Origin of the sequence: Vreelandella sulfidaeris, from assembly GCF_042429665.1 — a bacterium.
In the GTDB taxonomy this organism is placed as follows: domain Bacteria; phylum Pseudomonadota; class Gammaproteobacteria; order Pseudomonadales; family Halomonadaceae; genus Vreelandella.
On the sequence record NZ_JBHMAC010000013.1, the window covers coordinates 159,530 to 182,064 of the forward strand.

The 22,535-nt window shown below is 53.4% G+C and carries 22 protein-coding genes; 9 read left to right on the top strand and 13 right to left on the bottom strand.

Annotation, left to right across the window (positions count from 1 at the left end):
- Positions 1 to 77: 77 nt before the first annotated feature.
- Complete coding sequence (locus ACFFLD_RS15345; RefSeq protein ID WP_386042861.1) at positions 78 to 923, bottom strand: PstS family phosphate ABC transporter substrate-binding protein; 846 nt, start codon at positions 921 to 923, stop codon at positions 78 to 80.
- A 235-nt stretch (positions 924 to 1,158) separates the two neighbouring features.
- Between ACFFLD_RS15345 and ACFFLD_RS15350 the strand changes: the two genes are divergently transcribed.
- Complete coding sequence (locus tag ACFFLD_RS15350) at positions 1,159 to 1,575, top strand: acyl-CoA thioesterase (RefSeq protein ID WP_386041858.1); 417 nt, start codon at positions 1,159 to 1,161, stop codon at positions 1,573 to 1,575.
- A gap of 166 nt (positions 1,576 to 1,741) precedes the next feature.
- Here the strand turns inward: ACFFLD_RS15350 and ACFFLD_RS15355 are convergent, their stop codons facing one another.
- From ACFFLD_RS15355 to hexR, 4 genes are all read right to left on the bottom strand, one after another.
- Complete coding sequence (locus ACFFLD_RS15355; RefSeq protein WP_386041860.1) at positions 1,742 to 2,836, bottom strand: TRAP transporter substrate-binding protein; 1,095 nt, start codon at positions 2,834 to 2,836, stop codon at positions 1,742 to 1,744.
- A gap of 105 nt (positions 2,837 to 2,941) precedes the next feature.
- Positions 2,942 to 3,421, bottom strand: coding sequence for a phosphate-starvation-inducible PsiE family protein (locus ACFFLD_RS15360; RefSeq protein ID WP_386041862.1), 480 nt, complete (start codon positions 3,419 to 3,421; stop codon positions 2,942 to 2,944).
- Positions 3,422 to 3,469: 48 nt separating this feature from the next.
- Complete coding sequence (gene uvrD / locus ACFFLD_RS15365) at positions 3,470 to 5,668, bottom strand: DNA helicase II (RefSeq protein WP_386041864.1); 2,199 nt, start codon at positions 5,666 to 5,668, stop codon at positions 3,470 to 3,472.
- A 78-nt stretch (positions 5,669 to 5,746) separates the two neighbouring features.
- Positions 5,747 to 6,601: a transcriptional regulator HexR gene (hexR, locus tag ACFFLD_RS15370; RefSeq protein ID WP_386041866.1), complete on the bottom strand. Its 855-nt coding sequence runs from the start codon at positions 6,599 to 6,601 to the stop codon at positions 5,747 to 5,749.
- 294 nt (positions 6,602 to 6,895) lie between these two features.
- Here hexR and ACFFLD_RS15375 point away from each other — a divergent pair, with 294 nt between their 5' ends.
- A complete protein-coding gene (locus ACFFLD_RS15375) occupies positions 6,896 to 7,111 on the top strand; it encodes a PA3496 family putative envelope integrity protein (protein WP_386041868.1) in 216 nt (71 codons plus the stop codon).
- A 99-nt stretch (positions 7,112 to 7,210) separates the two neighbouring features.
- Here the strand turns inward: ACFFLD_RS15375 and ACFFLD_RS15380 are convergent, their stop codons facing one another.
- Positions 7,211 to 8,554: a sodium-dependent transporter gene (locus tag ACFFLD_RS15380; protein WP_386041871.1), complete on the bottom strand. Its 1,344-nt coding sequence runs from the start codon at positions 8,552 to 8,554 to the stop codon at positions 7,211 to 7,213.
- A 160-nt stretch (positions 8,555 to 8,714) separates the two neighbouring features.
- Positions 8,715 to 9,569 (bottom strand): DUF72 domain-containing protein, encoded by an 855-nt coding sequence (locus ACFFLD_RS15385; protein WP_386041873.1) that lies wholly within the window; start codon positions 9,567 to 9,569, stop codon positions 8,715 to 8,717.
- A 168-nt stretch (positions 9,570 to 9,737) separates the two neighbouring features.
- Here ACFFLD_RS15385 and ACFFLD_RS15390 point away from each other — a divergent pair, with 168 nt between their 5' ends.
- Together ACFFLD_RS15390 and aroQ are read left to right on the top strand one after the other, a co-directional pair.
- Positions 9,738 to 9,878, top strand: a complete 141-nt coding sequence (locus tag ACFFLD_RS15390) for a hypothetical protein (protein ID WP_386041875.1) — start codon at positions 9,738 to 9,740, stop codon at positions 9,876 to 9,878.
- 58 nt (positions 9,879 to 9,936) lie between these two features.
- Positions 9,937 to 10,380 (top strand): type II 3-dehydroquinate dehydratase, encoded by a 444-nt coding sequence (gene aroQ / locus ACFFLD_RS15395; protein ID WP_386041877.1) that lies wholly within the window; start codon positions 9,937 to 9,939, stop codon positions 10,378 to 10,380.
- On the opposite strand, the gene ACFFLD_RS15400 is transcribed toward aroQ, so the two are convergent.
- On the bottom strand, positions 10,373 to 11,152 hold the full coding sequence (locus tag ACFFLD_RS15400; RefSeq protein ID WP_386041879.1) for an IclR family transcriptional regulator domain-containing protein: 780 nt from the start codon (positions 11,150 to 11,152) through the stop codon (positions 10,373 to 10,375). The genes aroQ and ACFFLD_RS15400 overlap by 8 nt on opposite strands.
- A 514-nt stretch (positions 11,153 to 11,666) precedes the next feature.
- On the bottom strand, positions 11,667 to 12,368 hold the full coding sequence (locus ACFFLD_RS15405; RefSeq protein WP_386041882.1) for a hypothetical protein: 702 nt from the start codon (positions 12,366 to 12,368) through the stop codon (positions 11,667 to 11,669).
- Positions 12,369 to 12,835: 467 nt separating this feature from the next.
- Here ACFFLD_RS15405 and mscL point away from each other — a divergent pair, with 467 nt between their 5' ends.
- The gene (gene mscL / locus ACFFLD_RS15410; RefSeq protein WP_386041884.1) at positions 12,836 to 13,309 is read left to right on the top strand and encodes a large-conductance mechanosensitive channel protein MscL; all 474 of its coding nucleotides are present in this window, start codon (positions 12,836 to 12,838) and stop codon (positions 13,307 to 13,309) included.
- Between the two features lie 103 nt (positions 13,310 to 13,412).
- On the opposite strand, the gene ACFFLD_RS15415 is transcribed toward mscL, so the two are convergent.
- Complete coding sequence (locus ACFFLD_RS15415) at positions 13,413 to 14,672, bottom strand: heme biosynthesis HemY N-terminal domain-containing protein (RefSeq protein ID WP_386041886.1); 1,260 nt, start codon at positions 14,670 to 14,672, stop codon at positions 13,413 to 13,415.
- Positions 14,669 to 15,673, bottom strand: a complete 1,005-nt coding sequence (locus tag ACFFLD_RS15420; protein ID WP_386041888.1) for a uroporphyrinogen-III C-methyltransferase — start codon at positions 15,671 to 15,673, stop codon at positions 14,669 to 14,671. Before ACFFLD_RS15420 ends, ACFFLD_RS15415 begins: the two co-directional genes overlap by 4 nt.
- Positions 15,674 to 15,713: 40 nt before the next feature.
- Between ACFFLD_RS15420 and ACFFLD_RS15425 the strand changes: the two genes are divergently transcribed.
- Positions 15,714 to 16,091, top strand: a complete 378-nt coding sequence (locus ACFFLD_RS15425) for a hypothetical protein (protein WP_386041890.1) — start codon at positions 15,714 to 15,716, stop codon at positions 16,089 to 16,091.
- A gap of 156 nt (positions 16,092 to 16,247) precedes the next feature.
- Here ACFFLD_RS15425 and ACFFLD_RS15430 read toward each other — a convergent pair whose 3' ends face one another.
- Both ACFFLD_RS15430 and hemC read right to left on the bottom strand, forming a co-directional pair.
- Positions 16,248 to 17,030 (bottom strand): uroporphyrinogen-III synthase, encoded by a 783-nt coding sequence (locus ACFFLD_RS15430; RefSeq protein WP_386041892.1) that lies wholly within the window; start codon positions 17,028 to 17,030, stop codon positions 16,248 to 16,250.
- Positions 17,027 to 17,971: a hydroxymethylbilane synthase gene (hemC, locus tag ACFFLD_RS15435; protein ID WP_386041895.1), complete on the bottom strand. Its 945-nt coding sequence runs from the start codon at positions 17,969 to 17,971 to the stop codon at positions 17,027 to 17,029. Before hemC ends, ACFFLD_RS15430 begins: the two co-directional genes overlap by 4 nt.
- A gap of 137 nt (positions 17,972 to 18,108) precedes the next feature.
- Between hemC and ACFFLD_RS15440 the strand changes: the two genes are divergently transcribed.
- The 3 genes from ACFFLD_RS15440 (at position 18,109) to lptM (ending at position 22,525) form a co-directional block, all read left to right on the top strand.
- On the top strand, positions 18,109 to 20,913 hold the full coding sequence (locus ACFFLD_RS15440) for an EAL domain-containing protein (RefSeq protein WP_386041897.1): 2,805 nt from the start codon (positions 18,109 to 18,111) through the stop codon (positions 20,911 to 20,913).
- A gap of 80 nt (positions 20,914 to 20,993) precedes the next feature.
- The gene (gene argH, locus ACFFLD_RS15445; RefSeq protein ID WP_386041899.1) at positions 20,994 to 22,397 is read left to right on the top strand and encodes an argininosuccinate lyase; all 1,404 of its coding nucleotides are present in this window, start codon (positions 20,994 to 20,996) and stop codon (positions 22,395 to 22,397) included.
- Positions 22,394 to 22,525, top strand: coding sequence for an LPS translocon maturation chaperone LptM (gene lptM, locus ACFFLD_RS15450; protein WP_446753359.1), 132 nt, complete (start codon positions 22,394 to 22,396; stop codon positions 22,523 to 22,525). Before argH ends, lptM begins: the two co-directional genes overlap by 4 nt.
- Positions 22,526 to 22,535 lie beyond the last annotated feature (10 nt).

Sequence of the window (22,535 nt, forward strand, 5' to 3'; positions counted from 1 at the left end):
ATCCATACGTAGAGAAATATGAGCATAGAATGTCTCCTTAACCTAAAGGAGTTTTATGACATTTAAATGACAGCCGCTTACCAGACCTGCTGTGCGTTTAAAACACTCGGCGATAAGGGCACAAAACCAGAAGCACGGGCAATTTGCTGGCCTTCTTCAGACATAATAAGCGTGAGTAGGGCCTGCTCTGCAGGCGGCAAGCGCTCGCCAGGCGGCAGGTTAACGTAGAGGTAGAGATAACGCGACAGCGGGTAATCTCCGTTTTGTATGGCCGCCTCGTCAGGCGGTATCGCAATGCCTTGGTTGTCATAGAGGCTTAAAGCATGTACCGCAGGGTTAAGGTGGTTGAACCCAGCATAGCCCATGGCATTGGGGGATTCGCCGACGGCGGCAATCACTGCTGAAGAGCCGGGATGTTCGCTGATATCGCGACGGAATAGGCCGCCACATAAGGCTCGTTCTTGAAATAAGCCGTGAGTGCCCGATGCCAGGTTACGACCATGTAGGGCAATACTGCCGAAGGGCCAATCGCCGGTAGCGGGCAAGTGATCCCAGCGCGTTATCGTTGCTTCAGCCCCACAGGCAAGCGACGTGGAAAATATGGCATCAATTTGCTGCCGGGTGAGCGCGCGTAGTGGATTGTGGCGATGGACAACCACAATCAGTGCGTCACGGGCGACCTTCAGTTCCAGCGGTGGGTAGCCATAGCGGTCAATAAAGTTACCGCGCTCTTCCGCGGTCATGGGACGTGACATGGGGCCTAGCCGGGTAGTCCCGGCGACCAGGGCCGTGGGGGCGCTGGCCGAACCGCTTGCTTGAAACTGTAGCGTCACTTCAGGATAGCGGCTGGTGAGGGCTTCGCCCCAGCGCAGCATTAAGCCTGCCATGGTGTCTGAGCCCACTGCCCCCAAGGTGCCGTCCATTGCGCCTGACTGCCCCCAGGAGAAGGGCGTTACCCCTATTAGAGACGCCAGTAACAAGGCCAGTAAGGCACGTTTTAGCGCGCCAGGTGAGCGCTCATTGGTGAAAAGAGTATTCAAACAAGCGTCCTCTTATGGTTAACTGAATCCATTCAGCTGTGTTGCGACGCAACAACGGCGATTGATAACGTGACTATTGGCAATGTTTACAACAATAAACTGACTAAGCGACGACCCCATGACACTTCTGGAAACCGATTTGGACGACGTACCCGCACCCCAAGGACAGCTTACTTTAAAGTTACTGGCTTCCCGGCAAGATACCAATTTTTATGGCGATATTCCCGGTGGTTGGCTGGTCAATCAGATGGATCAAGCAGCCGAGCTTGCCGCTTGTCGTGAAGCAGGTGGCCGAACGGCCACGGTAGCGATCGAGGCCATGGATTTCTTGAGCCCGGTGCGGGTGGGATCCATGGTTAGCGTCTACACCCAGGTACAGGACATTGGCCATAGCTCAATTAAAATTGACGTAGAGGTCTGGGTACGCCCGCCCCATGGGCAACGAATAGAAGAGCGTCAAAAAGTGACCGAGGCACGCTTTGTCATGGTGGCGCTAGACGATAATGGGCGCATTCGAGCCGTGCACAGCGAGTAGAATGGCGTAACGAGCTACCCTACCGCTTCTGGGTTAGGTTAATCATCGCGACAGGGCGCACATTGCGCCCTGTTGCTGTTTTTTTACCTGCCGTTCTTATCTGCTGTTCTTACCGTACCCGCCTTACGCTATTAAAGACCAAGGCTCTCAATGACCAAACGCTTCGTTAGGCGCCCACTTGATCACGGTTCTTGAGATACGCGTACTCACTCACATCGGTGAACGGGCGCAGGAGTTGCTGGAAGGCAGAGTAGGATTCATACACTCGGCGCGACTCTTCATCGCTCTCGACCTGACGTTGAATCGCGTTCTGTGATGAGGTGTAAAGCGCTTCCATCACATCGTCAGGGAACGTGCGTAGTTGAACGCCATGTTCGTCAACCAGTGTTTCCAGTGCCTGTGCGTTACGGAACGCGAACTCGCTGATCATTGCGAGGTTAGAGGCACGCGCGGCTTCGCGAATCACGTCTTGAAGGTCTTCCGGCAATGAGTTCCAGGCATCCAGATTAATAGTGCCTTCCAGGACGGCAGAGGGCTCGTTCCAGGCGGAGGTGTAGTAATAATCAGCTACCTGATGGAGACCAAATGCCATATCGTTATAAGGCCCGACCCAGTCGGCGGCGTCGAGTGCGCCGGTTTGCAGCGAGGTGAAAATTTCCGATCCCGGCATGTTAACCGTGCTAACACCAATACCGTTCATGGCCTCACCCGCAAGACCTGGCAGGCGTAGCTTCAGGCCCTGCATATCGTCTAACGAGTTGATCTCTTTCTTGAACCAGCCCGCCATCTGCGCGCCGGTATTACCCACCGGGAATGGCTTCAGGTTGTGGTTGGCATAAATCTCATCCCACAACTCTTGGCCGCCGCCATGGTACAACCAGGCATTCATTTCAGTCGTCGTCATTCCAAACGGAACGGCGGTAAAAAACTGCGATGCGGCCACTTTGCCGCGCCAGTAGTAAGAGGCGGAGTGGCCCATCTCAGCCGTACCGGCGGCGACCGCATCAAATACTTCAAGAGCGGGTACCAGTTCACCGGCGCCATGCACACGGATCTTCATGCGACCATTGGAGAGCTGTTCTACCCGGCGAGCAAAATCATTGGCACCCGTGCCCAGGGCAGGGAAGTTTTTGGGCCATGAAGTGACCATATCCCAGGTATACGTGTCTTGGGCACGTACACTAGAGGTCGTGACAAAGGGGGCGGCAGCTGCGCCGGCGACGCCCAAGCTGGCGGTTTTCAGGAAATGACGGCGTTGCATAGTGAACAAGACTCCAAGCGTAAATAAAGCTGTTGTTATAGGGCGCGGCGTGCGCCATGGCTGTTTATCAGTATGCTGTATAGCGAATTTAACCCGCAAGCCTGATTAATCATCGTCGGCATTTTTCAAGCTGTTGCCATGACGTACCAGCCAATAGCAGCCGCCTAACGCCAGTACGGCCATTGATAGAGCGCCAATTTGCCAGGGATCAATGACCTCCATGTCGAGTACCATGAATTTACGTACTAGCGCCATGATGGCAATGAGCACGACTATTTCTACGTGGATAAAGCCTTTACCACTAGTCATGGTACGAATGATGGAGTTGTTGAACTCCATGGCAATCAAGACAGTAAGGATCATGTCGAACAACGCTTGAAAGACGCGATAGTCAAAAGGGTCCCGGCTCTCAATAAACAGTAGCTGAATCACGTGAATGACCAGGTAGTACATGGCCACCAGCACCGCTCCACCGATAGCGAGTGTCAGCACCATGGATACCAAGCGTTCAAAACGCTGATAGCCGCTTAGTGATTGCCAACCATGACTGACTTCGGGAAATAAGCGTTTCAAGCGTTGTTTCATACTGCCTCATAGGCGCCTGGGCGCGTCAGTAATGATTAAAAGAGCGGTTTACAGGGGCGTCAGCTTGGCGAAGCCAAGTACCAGCCATTTGACCCCTTCGCCTTCAAAACTAACCTGCACACGGGCGCGGGCACCTTCGCCTTCCGCATTAAGGATAATCCCTTCGCCGAATACCGGATGCTCCACTCCTTGGCCCACGTGCAGGCTGGGTAGGTCGCCGCTGCTCTCGACTCGCTGCTGGGCAAACGAGGTGCGCGAGGCGGTCACCGGACGTGAAATATGCCCGCGCAAGCGGACTTCTTCAAGCAAATGGGGAGGCAGTTCACGTAAAAAGCGTGAGGGGCGAGGGAATACCTCTTTGCCGTGCAAACGTCGGGTTTCAGCGTGGGTCAGGTAGAGCTTCTGCATGGCGCGCGTGACGCCTACGTAACATAGCCGACGTTCCTCTTCGAGTCTGCCCGGTTCTTCCAGAGACATTTTGTGCGGAAACAGACCTTCCTCAATACCGGCAATAAACACCACCGGAAACTCCAGCCCTTTGGCGGAGTGCAGCGTCATTAGCTGTACGCTGTCCTCGAACTCTTCGGCTTCGTGGTCGCCAGCATTCAGCGCCGCTTCGGATAAAAATGCTTCAAGCGCTGCCATGCCTTCACCCGCTTCGGGCGCTTCGAAAACATCGCCTTGGGTAAAGGCGCGGGCAGCGGTAACCAATTCCTCCAAGTTCTCGACCCGTGCTTGGCCCTTCTCGCCACGCTCGCTTTTATGGTGTTCAATCAAGCCCGTACTCACCGTGGCGTGATCGATAATCTCGTGCAGCGCCATGCCCGCGGCATCGTTATCGAGTTGCTCAATCAGGTTGGCGAAGGTCTGAACCGCATTAGCTGCGCGGCCTTTCAAGGTGCCGTCGTGGATCGCATCGTGCAGTGCCTGCCAGAGCGGAATGCTTTGCTCTCTAGCGCGCAGCCGAACGATCTCCACGGTGCGGGTGCCGATGCCGCGGGTAGGAACGTTAATTACCCGCTCAAGCGAGGCATCGTCATCGCGATTAAGCATCAGGCGTAGATACGCCAAGGCGTTCTTGATCTCCAGCCGCTCATAGAAGCGATGCCCGCCATAGATACGGTAAGGCATGCCTTGGCGAATCAGCGTCTCTTCCAGCAGCCGTGACTGAGCATTGGACCGGTAGAGGATCGCAATATCGCGGCGATTGAAGCCTTCGTCGACTTTCTCTTTGATGGTGTCGACGATATAGCGTGCTTCTTCAAGGTCATTAAAGCCGGCGTAGATCGAGATCGGTTCGCCCTCGATACCATCGGTCCACAGATTTTTACCCATTCGCTCACTGTTGTGGCTTATCAGGGTATTAGCAGCTTCCAGGATGGCGCTGGTGGAACGGTAGTTCTGCTCAAGCCGCACGGTATGCGTTTGCGGGAATTCCTGCTCAAAGCGACTGATATTTTCGACTTTGGCGCCGCGCCAGCCATAAATTGACTGGTCGTCATCGCCGACCGCCGTCATCGGTGTCTGCATACCTGTGAGCAGTTTTAACCATGCGTATTGCAGCGTATTAGTATCCTGAAACTCATCTACCAGCACGTGGCCAAAGCGCTCGCGGTAGTGGTTTAACAAGGCCGGGTTGTCGCGTAATAACTCTAGGCTCCTGAGCAGAAGCTCGCCGAAATCGACCAGCCCCCCACGCTCGCAGGTGAGCTGATAGCGCTCATAAAGCTCGACCATTTGGCCCATGTAGACATCGCCATCGACATTCACCTGGTGGGGGCGAAGTCCTTCCTCTTTGCAGCCGGAAATAAAGTGCTGCACTTGACGGGGCGGGTAGCGCTCATCGTCAATTGAGTAATCCTTCAGCAGCCGTTTGACCAGGCGTAGCTGATCGTCGGAATCGATAATCTGGAAGTGTTGCGGCAGCCGGGCGTCCTGCCAGTGGGTACGCAGCAAGCGGTGGGCAATTGAGTGAAAGGTGCCCACCCACACATGCCTGAGCGACAGGCTCAGCAGCGCTTCCAGTCGGGTACGCATCTCTTTAGCGGCTTTATTGGTAAACGTGACCGCGAGCAGTGCGTAAGGAGACAGTCCTTCTGCCTGCATCAACCAGGCAATGCGATGAACCAGCACACGGGTTTTACCGGACCCTGCGCCTGCGAGTACCAATAGGTTACCTTGGGGGGCGCTCACTGCTTCGCGCTGGGCGGAGTTGAGCTGATCGAGAATCGCCGTGACGTCGTCCATAGTAGCCGCTGCCGGATCAAAAAATAGGCGGCTAGTTTAGCACAGCCAGCGAACTGGCTGTGTATACAGGGGTGGCAATTAGTTATCTTCGGGAAAGCGCAGCGTATTAAGACTCTTTTTCACCGCTTTGAGCTGTTCGGCGAGTTTCGGGCCGCGGGTTTTGGCGACACCAACGGCAAGCACATCGATGAGCACCAGATGGGCAATGCGAGAGCTAAGCGGGGTGTAGATTTCGGTGTCTTCGTGAACATCGATATAGAGCGGCAGGCTGACCTCTTCAGCGAGCGGTGAGCCGCTGGGGCATAGACCAATCACCGTTGCGCCCGCTTCCCGCGCCAAGCGCACACTCGCAACCAATGCTTTGGTACGCCCGGTTTGCGAAATCGCGACCACCACATCGCCCTCCTTTAAGGTGACCGCTGACATATTTTGCATATGCGGGTCGGCGTAGGCAGAGGTGGAAATTTGGAGGCGGAAAAACTTGTGTTGGGCATCGAAGGCGACCGCCCCCGAGGCGCCAAACCCATAAAATTCGACGCGATTGGCCATCGCCAATGCGTTCACCGCGCGGCCCAACGAGTCGTTATCGAGCCGGTCGCGCACTGATAAAAGGGTGCCTACCGTTGAGTCGAAAATGCTATGCGAAAACTCAGCGACTGAATCGCTGTCGTTCATCGAAAACTGGGCAAACTGACTGCCGCTGGCCAGCATTTGCGCCAACTGTAGTTTGAAATCCTGAAAGCCGTTGCAGCCGAGTGCGCGGCAAAAGCGCACCACGGTGGGTTCGCTGACGTTGGCTTCGGTGGCCAAATCCACAATTCGCATGTGGATGACTTCGTCGGGATTGCGCAGCACAAACCGCGCCACTTTTTGCTCGGAGCGTCGAAAGTGCTCCATGCGGCGTCTCATTTCATCGAACAGGGCGCGACTCACGTTCAGCTCCTTGGCTTTCTAGCACACTTGGCGATTCATGACGGTCAAGTGCGGTATGGCAGCATTATAAGTTATACGGCGTTTAGCATTTGTCACAGTATGCCTGACAGATGGCTTAAATGGGCAAGCAAAGCGCCGTAGGAAACAACGTTACAGGCAGTTAGGCGCTTTTTTTAAGATTGGTCATCATTTTGTCAAGTAGGGTATAGTAAAAAATGAAGTGCCGCACTGCATCATAACAGTCGTCACGGATGCAGGTGGACGAAGGCATATTCATCTGGAGGAACGTCGATTATGAGAAACATCGAACGAATCACCTCAGTTAAAAGCGAATTGCTCGATATTTTTATGAGTATGGAAGTCGCTGAGCATGCTCAGCGCCAACGTAGCGCTGCCCAACGCAGCTTACGCGCGCGACGGGGGATTGAGCTGCATCGGGAGTTTCAGAAGTTATCGCAGGATATCGCCCCCTTGCCTGATGAGGATCGGCAAGAGAGCGAATTGCACTAGCTTATTAGCGTCAAGTAATCACTTGAAACGGCCAAGGTCGAGCAAGTAGGGCATCACTGCCCTGCTAATAGCAGGGCTATCATGAATAGCTTGATGACCTTACATAAACCCTGTGACAAACACCGCGATCACGCCCGCGGGCGCTACATAGCGCGCGATGATATTCCACATGCTGACGCCCGTTGCTGACAGCCTCAGTTCGGTTTCAACACTCTTGCGATCTAGACACCAGGCGGTAAAGAGGATCGCACCAAGCCCCGTCAACGGCAGCATTATTTTACTGGTTAGGGTATCCAGTAAATCAAATACGCCCATCCCGAACATCAGTGGCTCGCTCCATACGTTGAACGATAACAGCGCTGCAATACCCAGTAGCCAAGCACCTACACCGGCAACGATAGTAGCCATGACGCGGCTTAACGGCGTACGTTCCTCGACGAATTCCACGACAGGTTCAAGCAGTGATATGGCTGACGTGAGCGCCGCAAACGTCAACAGCAAAAAGAACATCAAACCCAGTAAGGTGCCGCCATCGATATTGCCAAACGCCAGTGGTAGGGTGACGAAAATCAGCCCAGGACCCGAGGCGAGATCAAGGTTATTAGCGAACACGATAGGGAAGATGGCTAACCCGGCGCCCAACGCGATGACGGTATCCATGATGATCACCGTGCGCGCGGTTTGCAGCAGGTTGATGTCTTTGCCCAGATAAGAGCCATAGGCCATCATGATGCCCATACCCAATGACAGGGTAAAGAAAGCGTGGCCTAGCGCGGCTAACACGGTATCGGCGCTCAGCTTGCTCCAGTCCGGGTTGAACATATACGTCAACGCTTCACCAAAGTGCCCAGTCGTCATGCCGTAACCGATCAGCACCACTAGCAGCAGCGCCAGTACCGGCATTAAAATGCGCACAGCGCCTTCCAGACCTTTGGTGACCCCACGGGCGACAATGCCAATGACCAGCAACATAAAGACCGAGTGGCCTACCAGCAGCAAGCCTGGGTTGCTCAGCATGCCATTAAACAAGGCGCCAATCCCGTCGGCGTCTTGGCCACTAAATGCACCGCTGACTGAGTTGACGGTGTAATAGAGAGACCAGCCGCCAATCACGCTATAAAACGATAAAATCAAAAAAGCGCCGATAATGCCGCTGATGCCCACAATGGCCCAAATGCCAGGTTGATTAGCTGTGCGGGCCAGCTCCGACATGGTGCTGGCGGGGTTCTTCTGCCCGCGCCGCCCTAATAGCCACTCTGAAACCAGAATAGGTAAGCCAATAACCGCGATACACAGTAAATAAACAAAGACGAAAGCAGCGCCACCGCTTTCACCCACCATATAGGGGAATTTCCAGATATTCCCTAAGCCAACCGCTGAACCAGCGGCGGCTAGCACAAAGGTCATTTTCGATGACCATTGCGCATGTGCAAGCTTCGCCATATATCACCCATTGAGTCGATTGTTGTGTGTCAGTCGCTGCGTGACGCATTAGCCACGCAAGTTTTGGAAAACGAATTATTGCCAGCGTACTTTTCCAAAAGTAAGCGCAATTTATCTGATCGACCACAAGCATGCCAGTTAACGTGTCTAAATAAGCCGACTAAAACAGTTGGCTTTGCTTCTCACCAGGAAAGCGGTTAAAAGGAGGTAACTGAGCCTCGGTCGCCAGCGCGTTATAGAGTAAACGTGCCATCTCGGGAGACTCGCGGTTATCAGCGGTATGCACAAATAAGAAAGGGGTTTTCCCCTGACTTATCCACAGCTTTAAGCGCGCCTTCCAAGCCGAGAAGTAGTCCTTGTTAATCGTTTTGTCAATATGGCCAATGAAGCGAATTACCGGATATTTTGCCGTGGAAAGCACGTGTAGCGGTAGTTTCGGCTTTTCTTGCTGGGCATGGGCCAAGCCGATATGACCATTTGCCGGAGTGGAAAAGACCGGACGCACATCGAGCATCACTCGATTGGCCGAATAAGTTATTAACAGGCGGTTAAGCGCAGTTTCGGCGGCTCCTTTGAGGAAAAAATCAGGATGACGTACCTCTACTGCACAAGGTAAATGACGTGGCCAAGCAGCCAGCAGTGCCTCAAGCTGCGGAAGCTCTTGAGGGCCAAAATCTCTTGGTAATTGAACCATGGTCGGACCAAGCCGGTCGTGAAGCGGTGCAAGCGCGGCTAAAAATGCCCATGCCTCTTCTAAACGCGTTAGCCGTTGGTCGTGGGTGACGCTGGCAGGTAATTTAAAACAAAAACGAAAGTGAGAGGGCGCTTGGCTTGCCCAGGCGGCAACCGTCTCCTGCTTTGGAATACCGCTATAAAACGTGGTATTGCCTTCAACGCTCGAAAATACCGCCGCGTAATCACTCAATAGCTCTGTTTTGGCATGACGCGGATAAAAGCTGCCTAGCCAGTCCTGATTGGCCCACATGGGCAACCCTAGATATAGCGGAAGTGTCATGAAGCCAGCCTGCGTGCATAAGATAAAGGCATTAATGTAACAGTTTTGGCATCCTGCTCCAGGCTGGTTTTATAGTCTGTATCAAATGGGTTTTATATATAGCAAGGCGCGGGAAATGTGCAATTCATTCGTCACTAATAGCGCTACTATTAGCTCTACTAGCAGGTAATGCCCATTAATTCTCAGGATTGCGCCAGCCAACAGCAGTTTGAACAGGCCTTGGGGAGTCGTGTGATTGATGAGATCGAGCTTTATACTCAGCGCCAGGAATCATCGCTTGAACAGGCGCTGGCGCAGTTGGTGGGTTAAGTGATAGAACGGGCAGGAACAGCATTTCATGTCCCCTTACATCAAGGTGAAGATAAGTATGAGTCAAGGAAAGGTATTAGTGCTTCATGGCCCGAATCTAAACTTATTGGGTAGTCGCCAGCCAGAGATATATGGCTACACGACATTAGACGATGTGAATAACATGCTGCGAGAGAAAGCGGTGATGGCCGGTTGGGACATCGTCTGCTGGCAAAGTAATCATGAAGGCGCATTGATTGATGCTATTCATGCCGCGCGTTTAGATGGCACCCAAGCCATTATTATTAACCCGGCTGCCTACACGCATACTTCAGTGGCTATCCTGGATGCCCTCAATGCCTTTGACGGTAAAGTGATTGAGGTGCATTTATCTAACGTCCACAAGCGCGAATCCTTCCGCCACCACTCCTATGTCTCGCTGCGTGCCGATGGCGTGATTGCGGGATTGGGCGTTCAAGGCTATCGGGCGGCGCTAGAGGCGGTGATGGCGGAGATTAGTTAATATGACGCCGTATTTGCGCTATTTTATTTTGTAAAACAGGCAAATATGAGTGAATCAACGTATCAAGATCGACCCGGGCAGCATTAGTACTAATATTGATTGCGCCCATTAAGTGTTGTTTGGCGTCATAAACGGGAACAGCAATGGAGCGCAAGCCGGAGTCAAGCTCCTGGTCGGAAATCGCATAGCCTTGTTGTCGTGCTTGAATTATCTGGCGGCGTAGTTCTTCGACGTCAGTCACTGTTTTATCGGTGTAGGTCTCCAGCACAACCGATGATAAAAAATGATCAAGATCCGTATCGTTGAGCTGGGCCAGTAGCATACGTCCCATGGAGGTATGTGCGGCAGGGAGTCGGGTGCCCACCGATAGCGTAATCGCCATCAAGCGATGCTTGGCCGCCGAGCGGGCAACATAAATGACATCGTTGCCATCCAGTACCCCAAGCGATGAAGATTCTCCGGTTTCAGCGGTAATATCTTCCAGGTGTTGCTGAATGACATCCCGGTAGTTATTGGCCGACAAAAAGGCATAGCCGAGCTGAAGCACTCGAGGCGCCAGTTCAAAGTAGCGCTGTTGTTTACGCACATACCCTAGGGCATGAAGAGTAAGTAAGAATCGCCGAGCCTTTGCCCTGTTCATCCCCGTCCGCGTGGCTACTTCGCTCAACGTCATACGTGGATGCTCATGGTCAAATGCCTGTATCACCTCTAACCCACTTGCAGGTGCGGTAACAAAGTCGCGACTGTCTTCGCTGAGCATTTCTTCCTGCATTGTTTTACGGTCCAATTTTCAAGGTCGGTTATAAAAGAGTAACGCACGAAGTTCGTTACGCGAACTAAGGTGTTTAAGCATGACCATTGACGGCCGGGTTAAGCGCTAGCTCGCGTTGTGTTACCCGAGTTATCACCTTACCATCAGGTTCGTATTGCGAACAGTTGTACATTTATCTAATGACGGTTGGTGCCTTTTACCGCAGAGATTTATTTATAACCAGTGGCTTTTTAAGGTCTCTTTGTAGGCAAACTAGGCGACGACGGTGGCCCATTGGAGTTCAAGAAAGCAGTAAGTGTTGGCGCGTTTGCTACCCTACTTGGCGGCGCGATTTAAAAGTACGAAGCGAATGGTTATCAAGGTCGTACCGAATAAACGACTACGCTATTTTATCCTTGCCTTGGTCATGACCGTCAACACGATGTTGATACATGTCGGTTGGGTGGAGGTGATGGTATCGCCAAGGGGATATGAATGTGTTTGAGAGCAAAGCCAACGAGTAACTATTGGTTGGTTAAAAGTAAGGAGCGAGCCTGTTGCGGAGCTGTTCGCGGTAGGTATCTGTCGGGATGCGGCTATTAGCTAGGGCGTTTTCCAATAGTGCTTTGCGCTTTTTTGAGGAGGTAGGCAGCGACTTGACGTGCGTGTCAATCCAGACCAATTGTTGCTGTTCATCGATTAACAGATTATCAAGATGCAGGTCGCGGTGATAATAGCCTGCGTTGGCGAGCTGGATTATCTGTAAGCTCAGTGTATCGATAAACGCATGGCGCCCGGCCTCATCCAGCGTTTCAAAATAGGTACTACCCGTTAGACAATTGCCCATATGCTCCATGGCATATAATGAGCCTAAAGGGTTCAGAAAATTAAGCGCCACCCCGTAACAGCGCACAGCTACCGTGTGTTGCCCTAACTGTTCCAATATGCGGCGGCTGGTAAATTCTTTATGCGCATCGAAGGAGCCCGCTAAACGCTTGGCAATGATATCGCGTCCCAGCCAGCGCCAAAAATCATCTTTAGGCGAGTATTTATCCCGTACCAGCTTAAACAGCGTGCTTGATTTGGGTTGAATGTAAAAGTGACTGCTGGCGTGACGATCCAGGTGAGGCAGCGGCTTTAACGTTTGCAAGCTTAAAGATGGCTCTGTTTGAGCCCGGTGTATCAAGTACCAGTAAGGTTTTTCTGGAAACAGGAAACGCTGTAACTTCTTATACATTGTTAAACTCTATTGTTTAATAGTAATTATCAGGGTTGTTACATAACGTTGTGAATGAGGAAGCACCTTACTTAGCTGTCGCCTAAGGCGCTTCCTCATTGACATGCTATGACTGATACTTGAAAAACCACGTAAAGTAAGCCGATTCTGCGACCGATTCAAACAGTTCGAGGCGATCGACCATTAAGGCTTCATCGTATTGGTATAGGTTAGCTGGCGCTTAAATTCCAGATGAAGTCGCTCAAACAGACGTTGCTACGCGCTCCTGAAACTTGATTGCTGAGATACTAGATTAAGGCGCGTGCGGCTAATTTCAAGTTTTGAGCGGGAGCATCACGGTTTGGCTGCGTGCGATAATGCCTGCATTCACGGTTTGACTTGCTCCTCGCGATACCGTCGCCCATGCTCTTTATTGGCAACGTAGCCCCCAGTATCAGTTAAAGTGTAACGTGAGGAATAGCGAAGAGATGGCAAAGTTCTTTCAAGAATTTCGAGAGTTTGCGGTAAAAGGCAATGTCGTCGATATGGCGGTGGGGATTATTATTGGTGGCGCTTTCACGCTGATTGTGCAGAGTTTGGTCAGGGATGTGATGAATCCTGTGATTGGACTATTGGTAGGCGGTATCGATTTCTCTCGGCTGTTTTTCGTGTTGCGTGAGGGGAGCGTGTCGGCGCCTTATGCTACTCTCGCCGAGGCTCAGGCGGCAGGGGCTGTGACGCTCAACCTTGGGTTGTTTTTAAATGCAGTCGTGAGTTTTACGATTGTAGCCTTGGCCGTGTTCATGTTGGTGAGAGCCATCAACCGCTTGAAGCGAGAAGAGGTGGAAGCACCCAAAAGCCCCGTCGAGAAAGCGTGCCCTTACTGTTTTATGACCGTACCTATCAAAGCCACTCGTTGTGGGCACTGCACCTCAGACTTGTCCGCCCCCAGAGAAGCCTGAAATAACTACTCTGACTACGTTACTGTCTTAATGCTGTTTTAATAGACTATATCATTAAAAAGGGTGCCCAACGGGCACCCTTTTGGGTTGCAGCGGCGTTTGCTTAACTACGCTTTTTAGCCACTTTTTTGGGGCTTTCGCTGTCGCTTGAGTCGCTGGGTTGGGGTAATGAAGGCAGCGATTTGGCCAGCATTTCAACGCTGTGTCGGTAGTAGAGCTGACTCTTGTTATGCTCGCCAAGGCTTGCATAAAGGCGGGCCAGCTCAGCACATACCACACCGTTGGGACGCTGGCGTTGGCTAGCTTCAAAGTATTCCTGGGCTTTTTCCCACTTGCCTGTGCGCAGGGATAGACGACCACACGCGAGTAATAGCTCGGGATCATTGGGGCGCTCCTGAAGCCATTTTTCGGCTTTCACGAGTTGACGTCCCGCGTCCACATTCAGCAGGCCATAACGTGTCACCAAGCGAGCGTCCCAATGATGATCCAGCGAATGATTTATCAAACGCTCGGCAATGGGCTCTTCATTCGCTTGAATCAACGCTTCGGCGTAGAGCACTATCAGCTCTGTATTGCCGCGTAGATAATCCGGCATATCGGCCCAAAGACTACGAACTCGCTCGATATCGCTGGGGTTTTGCGCTTCAAATATAATCAGCTCGCGGTAGGCCTTGAACTCTAGCTGCTCGCGCTCCTGCTGAGTGATTAATTTTTGCGACGCTAGTCGTGGAATTAAGCGCCGTAGCCCTTCCCAGTCGTTAACACTCAAGTGCACTTGCTTGAGTAGCTTGAGTACTTGAGGGTGGTTGGAGAGCTTTTTATCGAGTCGATTAAGGATCGCCAATGCCTCTTCCGGCTGCTGGCGCTCAATCATCATTTGCGCCTGCATTAAGCCTACTGCGGTGTCGGCACCCTCAGTGGTTAGTTGGGCTTGATTAAGATGCTCCTGGGATTTGGTATGGTGCCCTTGGTAGTGGGCCGCCAGCGCTGCGGAAAGGTAGTTGACCAACGGCGTGCTGGAATCATCAGCAGCGTTAGCCAAGGTTTTTTCGGCTTTTTTCCAACGTCCTTCCGTTAAGGCCACCAAGCCGCGCTGGGTGCGCTGCATGGCACGCCGATTGCGCGCACGGCTATTCCAGCTACGAAAGCGCCCCACAGGACGAATAATGCCGCTAAGTAAGCGCAGTACAAAATGCAGCACAATAAAGGCCACAAATAGCAGCACCAGGCCAAACCAGAACGAGGTTTGTATGGATGAGTCACCTACCCGAACGAGCCAGTAGCCGGGCACCGACATCATCAGGTGCCCAAACAGGGCCCCGACGGCCAGCCCTGCGACAATGAGGAGAACAAGTTTTCTCATGCATCACCTCCGCTTTGGCCACGCGTCTCATAGCGGTTGTCGATAAAGCGCTCAAGCTCCTGCTGAGAAGCACTGATATCCGGCAATTCCGCTTTTACCTGCGCGTCTTGAAGCTCTTGAAGACGCGTAATAACGCTTTGTGTCGCTTCGCGAGAGGTATCGTAGTAGTCATTTAGTAACTGTAGTGCCTTGTCGATGCTCGCCTCGTACAGCTTGGGCTCTTCGTTGAGCAGCGCCAACTGAGACTGTTCCAATACTAAACGTATACTTTGACGCAGGTAGGCCTCTTGCTCGGGCGTCATGAGCCCTTCCAGCGCTTCATCGTGGTGACGAATCACGACGAGGTCTTTGAGTTCTTCCCCGAAGCGCGCTAACTGGCGCTGGAAGGTGCCGGTGGGTGGCTCTTCGATGCCGGAGGTAACCGCGCGCGCTTCAATTTCTTGTGAAAGGCGCAGGTTAGAAATACGCTCCTGCTGGGCGTTAAGGGCCAAGTAAAGGCCGGTGCGATCAATCTGTGGTACGGCATCAAGCGCTGCAAGCTCATTGGCAATTGCTTGGCGCACGGGCGTTAACGCCGGGTTGTCGGCCTCTGCCAACCGTTCATCGGCGGTGCGCAACAGCGCAGCAGCACCTTCAACATCGCCTTCAAACTGCAGGCGCTGGTTGGCTAAACGTAGTAGGTAAGCAGCTTCAGCATGCAGCCATTCGCGCTCGTCGGTGTCCTGCGCTTGAGATAGCTGATCAAGCACTTGCCCCAATGTCTCATCGACATCACTGCGATAACTTTCAAACTCACTGCGTAATTCGTCGAGTGCGCTTTGCAGCGCTACGTCACGTTCCTCTTCACCGCTATCCAGGCGCGAGGCCAGTTCGTCGACTGCCTGTTGAGAGGCCGTATTGTCTGTCTGTTGCGCCAGTTCATCAAGACGCTGCTGCTGGCTCTCAAGACGCTGCCAACCCTGCCACGCGACCAAGGCTAGAGCAGCCGCCAGAATAATCACCAGAGCGATTGCGACGCCACTGCCCTTGCTGCCGCCACCCTTGCCATTTCCATTACCGCTGCTATTGCCGCTGCCTTTGTGGCCGGAGGGCGGTGTGGTGCCTGTGTGCGACGATGACTTGTCGCTGTTCGGTTTTGTCGAGGTCGTGCTAGACGTTGGCGAAGGACTAGCGGCGGTAGCACTGGGCGCGGTGCTGGTGCTAGTGCTGTCACGCTCTTTAGCTGGTGTGGAAGAGGAGGCAGAGGTGTTTTTAGCCGGTTCTGAAGCGCTAGCTCGGGTCTCGGAAGTCCTTGAGTTGGCGGTGCTCGTGTCGGGCACATGTGCATTGGCGCTGCTGGCGGTCGAGGTGTTGGTCGCCTGCGTGCCTTTTCCGCGCCGACGCGAACTTCTCCCCTTAGTGGCATTAGCACCGCTTTGAGAAGAGGTTGTTGCACTCGGTGGCGTGCTGGACGCTGTCGCATCGGGAGTGGATGTGGGCTTATCAGTACTGTTAGGGACGCCCTGAGAGGCATCAGTGGACGTCGATTTTACATCGTCCTGATCGTTTACTTGTTTGCTCATCTGTCGCTAGCCTTTAGTAAGTTCCTTGATCGACATCGGCATCCTGTGGGTCGCAGGCCTCCAACGCCGCTATCAACGCAGTCGGCGTTGCTCCGGACGCCACCTTTAAGTCACAAAAACCGAGTATGCCAGCCAGTGTAGCCAAACGGCGACTGGAAACGATTAGCGGTTGGTTCAAGGCCGCCTGATGACACCATTTTGCCAGATGTTCTAGAAGTTCGCTGCTGGTGACGATCAACGCCCGGTAATTACCTGAACTCAGCCGGGCCTGAAGAGGCGGAGTTAAAGGTGCCAACCTGCGCCGATAAACCGCAAGGCGCGTCACCTCTGCGCCTCGTTCTGCCAGTGTGTCGGCCAATAATGGGCGGCCACCCTCTCCTGCTACCAAGAGAATACGTTGATGCTCTAACTGCTGCAGCGCTGAAAGCGACAGCAGCGCTTCGCTGGTATCTTCGCCGGCGGTGGGTGATGGCACGTGCACATGTACCCCTAGCTGTTCATATAGTGTGGCAGCCGTGGCGCGACCAACGCTGAAATAGCTAATACCCACGGGTAACTGAGGCCAAAAGCGATCCAGCGCTTCGGCTAAGCAAACACCAGCAAAAGGGCTAATAACAATTATCTTATGGTACTGATCAATATTCAGCCATATTTGTCGCATCACCGGATCTTCCGGCAACGCTTCAAGCTGCATCACATTGAGTGACTCAACGCACTCGCCCTGGCGGCGTAACGCCTCGGCCAACACATCCCCACGCTCGCCGGGGCGGCAGATCAGTACCGGTGGCTTGGTCATATTTCGCGACCGTAAACCTCAGCTAAGATATCACCCGCTCCTTGGTCGAGGAGCTCTTCGGCAATACGAATGCCCAGCGCTTCAGGCTCATGTATCGAGCCTTTCCCTTCGGCGCGTAGCACGCGGGTGCCGTCGGGGTTACCCACCAAGCCACGTAACCACATAGTTTCATTAGCCGTATCCAGTACCGCGTGACCAGCAATGGGTACTTGGCAACCACCTTCCAAGCGTGTGTTCATGGCTCGCTCTGCCCGCACGCGTGTGGCGGTATCGGCGTCATCCAGCGGGGCCAGTAGCGCGATAAGGTCAGGATCATGCAGGCGGCACTCTATGCCGAGCGCGCCTTGGCCACAGGCGGGCAAGCACACTTCCGGGGGAAGCGCCTGGGCAATTCGCTCATCCAGCCCTAAGCGCTTCAAGCCAGAGGTGGCGAGAATAATGGCGTCAAACTCACCAGCGTCTAACTTGGCAAGTCGTGTCTGTACGTTGCCGCGCAGATTGAGAATTTGCAGGTCAGGGCGGGCTTCGCGCATTTGTAGCCCACGGCGTAAGCTGGCTGTGCCAATCCGTGCCCCCTCTGGAAGCTCATCAATGCTAGAGTAATGATTAGAGACAAACGCATCGGTTGGATCCGCGCCTTCAAGTATCACGGATAAGCCCAACCCCTCTGGAAAATGCATAGGGACATCTTTCATGGAATGGACGGCAATATCGGCGCGACCATCAAGCATGGCATCTTCCAGCTCTTTAACGAATAGTCCTTTTCCACCAATTTTTGAAAGGGGTGTATCAAGTATCTTGTCGCCCTTCGTCGACAGGGCAACAAGCTCGACCTCCAGGCCGCTGTTAGCTGCCATCAGAAGGTCACGAACGTACTCAGCCTGCCACATGGCCAACTGGCTTTTACGCGTGGCGATGCGCAGTTTAGTAATGGATAGCACGTTATTCTCCCTATACCGCAGACACGGCGAGTCAAACTATGATAATTATCATCATAAAGCACCGAGCGTCACAGTAAAAATAACCGGGCCAATTATGGCCTTTCGCAAAGTGTCTTTTCCGTTGTGTAGGAACGTATATGGCCTCCGTGACACCCCATTGCCAGCTTGATCAGTTTTTCCTGCTTTCGCAGGACCTGTTCTGCTGTATCGATTTTGAGGGCACGCTGCTGCAGGTCAATCCGGCTTTTGTGTCCCGGCTGGAGTATCCGAAGGAAGCGCTCCTCGGTCGTCCTTGCGGCGTGGTCATCAATCCGCTTGATCATTCAGTGATCGAGAATGCGCTCATGCGCATGCATCAGGGGGAAAACGTCACTCCGTTTGAAGTGCGCGCTATTACGGCAACAGGCAAGCATCACTGGTTGGAAATTTCACCTTCTTTCGGCGATGGGGTGATTTACGTCATTGCCCGAGTCGTTACGCGCCGCAAGAAAGCCGAGACTCAATTGCTACGCAACCAGCAACTATTTCAAATTGCCGGTGAAGCTGCCCTGATCGGTAGTTGGTATGTAGACATGGCGGTCGGTAGGCCTACCTGGTCGGATGAGCTTAGTCACATCCACGGCATGCCTGCTGGTTTTCAACCAAGTGTTGATGAGGCGTTCTCCTTCTATGCTTGCGAGTCACAGCAACGCCTGCTCGCGGCCTTCAAGGCATGCAGCGAGCATGGTATTAGCTTTGACGAAGAGTATGAGCTCATTACTCGGCAAGGGCTGCATCGCTGGGTGCGCGTCATTGGTAAGGCGGTTCGCGACGACGCGAACAATATTGTTCAGGTCCAGGGAGCCACGCAAGATATTACCGAACAAAAACAACTGCGTGAAAACCTAGCGAGACTTGCCCAACGACTCACCATCACGCTGGACAGCATCACCGACGGCTTCTTTACCTTGGATAAGCAGTGGCATTTTACCTACGTTAATCCCGAAGCAGAGCGCATTTTGCAGCGCAAGGAAGGGGAGCTGATAGGGCAGCATATTTGGCAGAGCTTTCCTGAGGCGGTGGGCAGCCGCTTTGAATATGAGTATCAGCGTGCGGCTAAGGAGCAACGAGCGATACATTTTGAAGATTACAACCCGCGGCTAAGGCTTTGGCTTGAAGCGAACGTATACCCGTCGCCGGAAGGGCTGGCGGTCTATTTTCGCGACATTAATGAGCGTAAAGCAACCGAGCATCAGCTCAAGCTGCTGGAACGTAGCGTTGAGTCGAGCACCAATGGGGTCGTCATTGTCGATGCTCAGCGTCATGACCTGCCAATGGTTTACGTCAACGCCGCCTTTGAGCGTATTACCGGCTACTCACGGAATGAAGCATTGGGCCGTAACTGCCGCTTTTTGCAGGGAGAAGAGACCGACCCGGTTACCTTGACTCAGCTAAGAGAAGGCGTTGTTGCGCAACGTGAAGTACACGTGGTTATTCGTAACTATCGGAGTGACGGCGCGCTGTTTTGGAATGACCTTTATATTTCCCCCGTGCGCGACGGCAATGGCGATGTTACCCATTTTATCGGTGTTCAGAACGACATCACAGAGCAGCGCGAATATCAGGCCCAACTGACCCATAATGCGCATCATGACTCGCTAACCGGATTGCCCAACCGACTACTGCTGGGGCAGCGTTTAGAGCAGGGGTGTGTGGTGGCGCGTCGCTATCAGCGTTATATCGCCGTGCTGTTTATTGATCTGGACGACTTCAAGCCGATTAACGATACCTTGGGGCATGAAGTGGGCGACTTCGTGCTGACGGAAGTTGCCAAACGATTGGAAAATGAACTGCGCCCCTGGGACACCGTCGCGCGCTTTGGTAGCGATGAATTTGTAGTGCTGCTGCCGGATCTGGCGCATCAAAGCGATGCGGTTCAAGTGGTGGAGCGTGTTCTTCAGGGGCTTTCGCCACCCTACCATTATCGCGGCAGTGAGCTGCGAATTACCGCGAGCATCGGGATTGCCATTAACGACGGCAGTATGGAAAACCCTCGCCAACTCATCCAGCAGGCAGATTTGGCGATGTACAAAGCCAAACGGCGAGGGCGTAACACCTACTATTGGTTTACTGAAGACTTAAATCGCAAGGTAAGTGAGCGAGTCAGCATGCGTAATGCGCTTCAGCATGCCATTGAGCAGCAGCAGTTTGAGCTTCATTATCAACCACAAATCCATGCGCCGAGTGGCCGCGTCGTAGGAGTCGAGGCGCTGATTCGTTGGCAGCACCCTGAGCGCGGCAATATTCCGCCCATTGATTTTATTCGCCTCGCTGAAGATACCGGTCAGATTATTCCTATCAGCGAGTGGGTGCTGAACACTGCTTGCCGTGATGCGCGAACGCTTAACGCGATGGGCGTTGGCCAGATCAGCATGGCGGTGAATGTTTCGCCGATGCAGTTTCAACGGCCAGGGTTTACTCGCTCCATTGAACAGGTGCTGACGAGCAGCGGTTTAACGCCTGGGCTGTTAGAGCTGGAGGTTACTGAAGGGATTCTGATGGACATTGCAGAGCCTGCGATCCAGGCTCTTCAGCGCTTGCGCGACTTGGATGTGCATATCGCGTTAGATGATTTTGGCACCGGATTCTCCAGCCTCAGCTATCTAAAGCGACTACCGATTAATAAAATTAAAATTGACCGTTCGTTTGTGCGTGATGTGATTACTGACCGCCACGATGCCGCGATTATTGATGGCGTGGTTGCCATGGCAGGAAAAATGGGCCTAGAGGTGTTGGTCGAGGGCGTTGAAACGGCGGCGCAGTTTGCCTACCTAACCCAGCGCCGTTGTGACTATTTCCAGGGTTACTACTTCGCGCGTCCCATGCCATTGACGGCCCTTCAGGCATTTTTAGCCGCACCACCTGCTTTCACGACGGCGCGCACCTGGCCGTTGCCAGACTAAAAAACGACATGCCGCTGACCGGGGCGACTCTGGTACACTTTCGGCAACAACTCATGTTTTGTCAGCAGGATATAACTTCGATGAGCCAAGCTACGAATCAGTCTTGGGGCGGTCGCTTTAGCGAGCCCACCGATGCTTTTGTCGCGCGTTTCACCGCGTCCGTTACGTTCGATCAGCGCCTGGCACGCCAGGATATCCAGGGCTCTATTGCCCACGCCACCATGCTGGCAGGGGTAGGCGTTCTCACCGAAGACGAACGTGATGCCATTATCAATGGGCTGAACGACATACAGGGTGAGATCGAGCGCGGTGAATTTAACTGGTCAGTGCCGCTTGAAGATGTGCACATGAACATCGAGGCACGGCTGACTGAAAAAATTGGCGTGACCGGTAAAAAGCTCCATACCGGGCGCTCGCGCAACGACCAAGTCGCCACCGATATCCGACTATTCATGCGCGATGAAATCGATGTGATTGAGGGTGAGCTGAAACGCCTGCGTGAAGGCATGATTGAGTTGGCTGATCGTGAAGCCGAGACCATTATGCCCGGCTTTACCCATTTGCAAACCGCCCAGCCGGTCACGTTTGGTCACCATCTGCTGGCTTGGCAAGAGATGCTGGCTCGCGATCACGAGCGCCTGCTGGACTGCCGCAAACGCGTTAACGTGATGCCGCTGGGCGCGGCTGCGCTGGCGGGTACCACATACCCCATCGACCGCCATGTAAGTGCTGAATTATTAGGCTTCGATCGCCCCGCGGAGAACTCCTTAGACGCCGTCTCTGACCGTGATTTTGCGATTGAATTTACTAGTTTTGCCAGCATTCTCCTCATGCACCTGTCGCGCATGAGCGAAGAGCTCGTGCTGTGGACGAGTGCCCAGTTCAACTTTATTGATCTGCCCGACCGCTTCTGTACCGGCTCTTCCATCATGCCGCAGAAGAAAAACCCCGACGTACCCGAGCTGGTGCGGGGCAAAACCGGCCGTGTTTATGGCCACTTGATGGCGCTATTAACGCTGATGAAGTCACAGCCGCTGGCCTACAACAAAGATAATCAAGAAGATAAAGAGCCGCTTTTCGATGCTGTCGATACGGTGCGCGACTGCTTAAAAGCGTTTGCGGATATGGTGCCCGCTATTGAACCCAAAAAAGCCAGTATGTATGAAGCGGCGCGGCGTGGATTCTCTACCGCAACCGATCTGGCCGACTACTTGGTACGTAAAGGGGTGGCGTTCCGCGATGCCCACGAAATCGTCGGTCAGTCGGTCGCCTATGGGCTCAAAAGCGAAAAAGATTTGTCTGAAATGAGCCTTGATGAACTCAAGCAGTTCTCCGACACCATCGAGCAGGATGTATTTGAGGTGCTTACTCTGGAAGGCTCCGTGGCGGCGCGTAATCATATCGGCGGCACCGCGCCGAACCAAGTTCGAGCTGCCGCCCAGCGTGCGCGCGAAGCGTTAGGCGCGCTTAAGGCGGGCGCGTGAAAGCGATCGTTATTATTGCCCTTGCGGCGTTGCTGTTAACTGGGTTGGCAGGCTGCGGACAAAAAGGGCCGCTATATATGCCGGACGATGCATCCGCGAATGAGCAACCTGGCCAGCCGTCAGAATAGACCGCCGCAG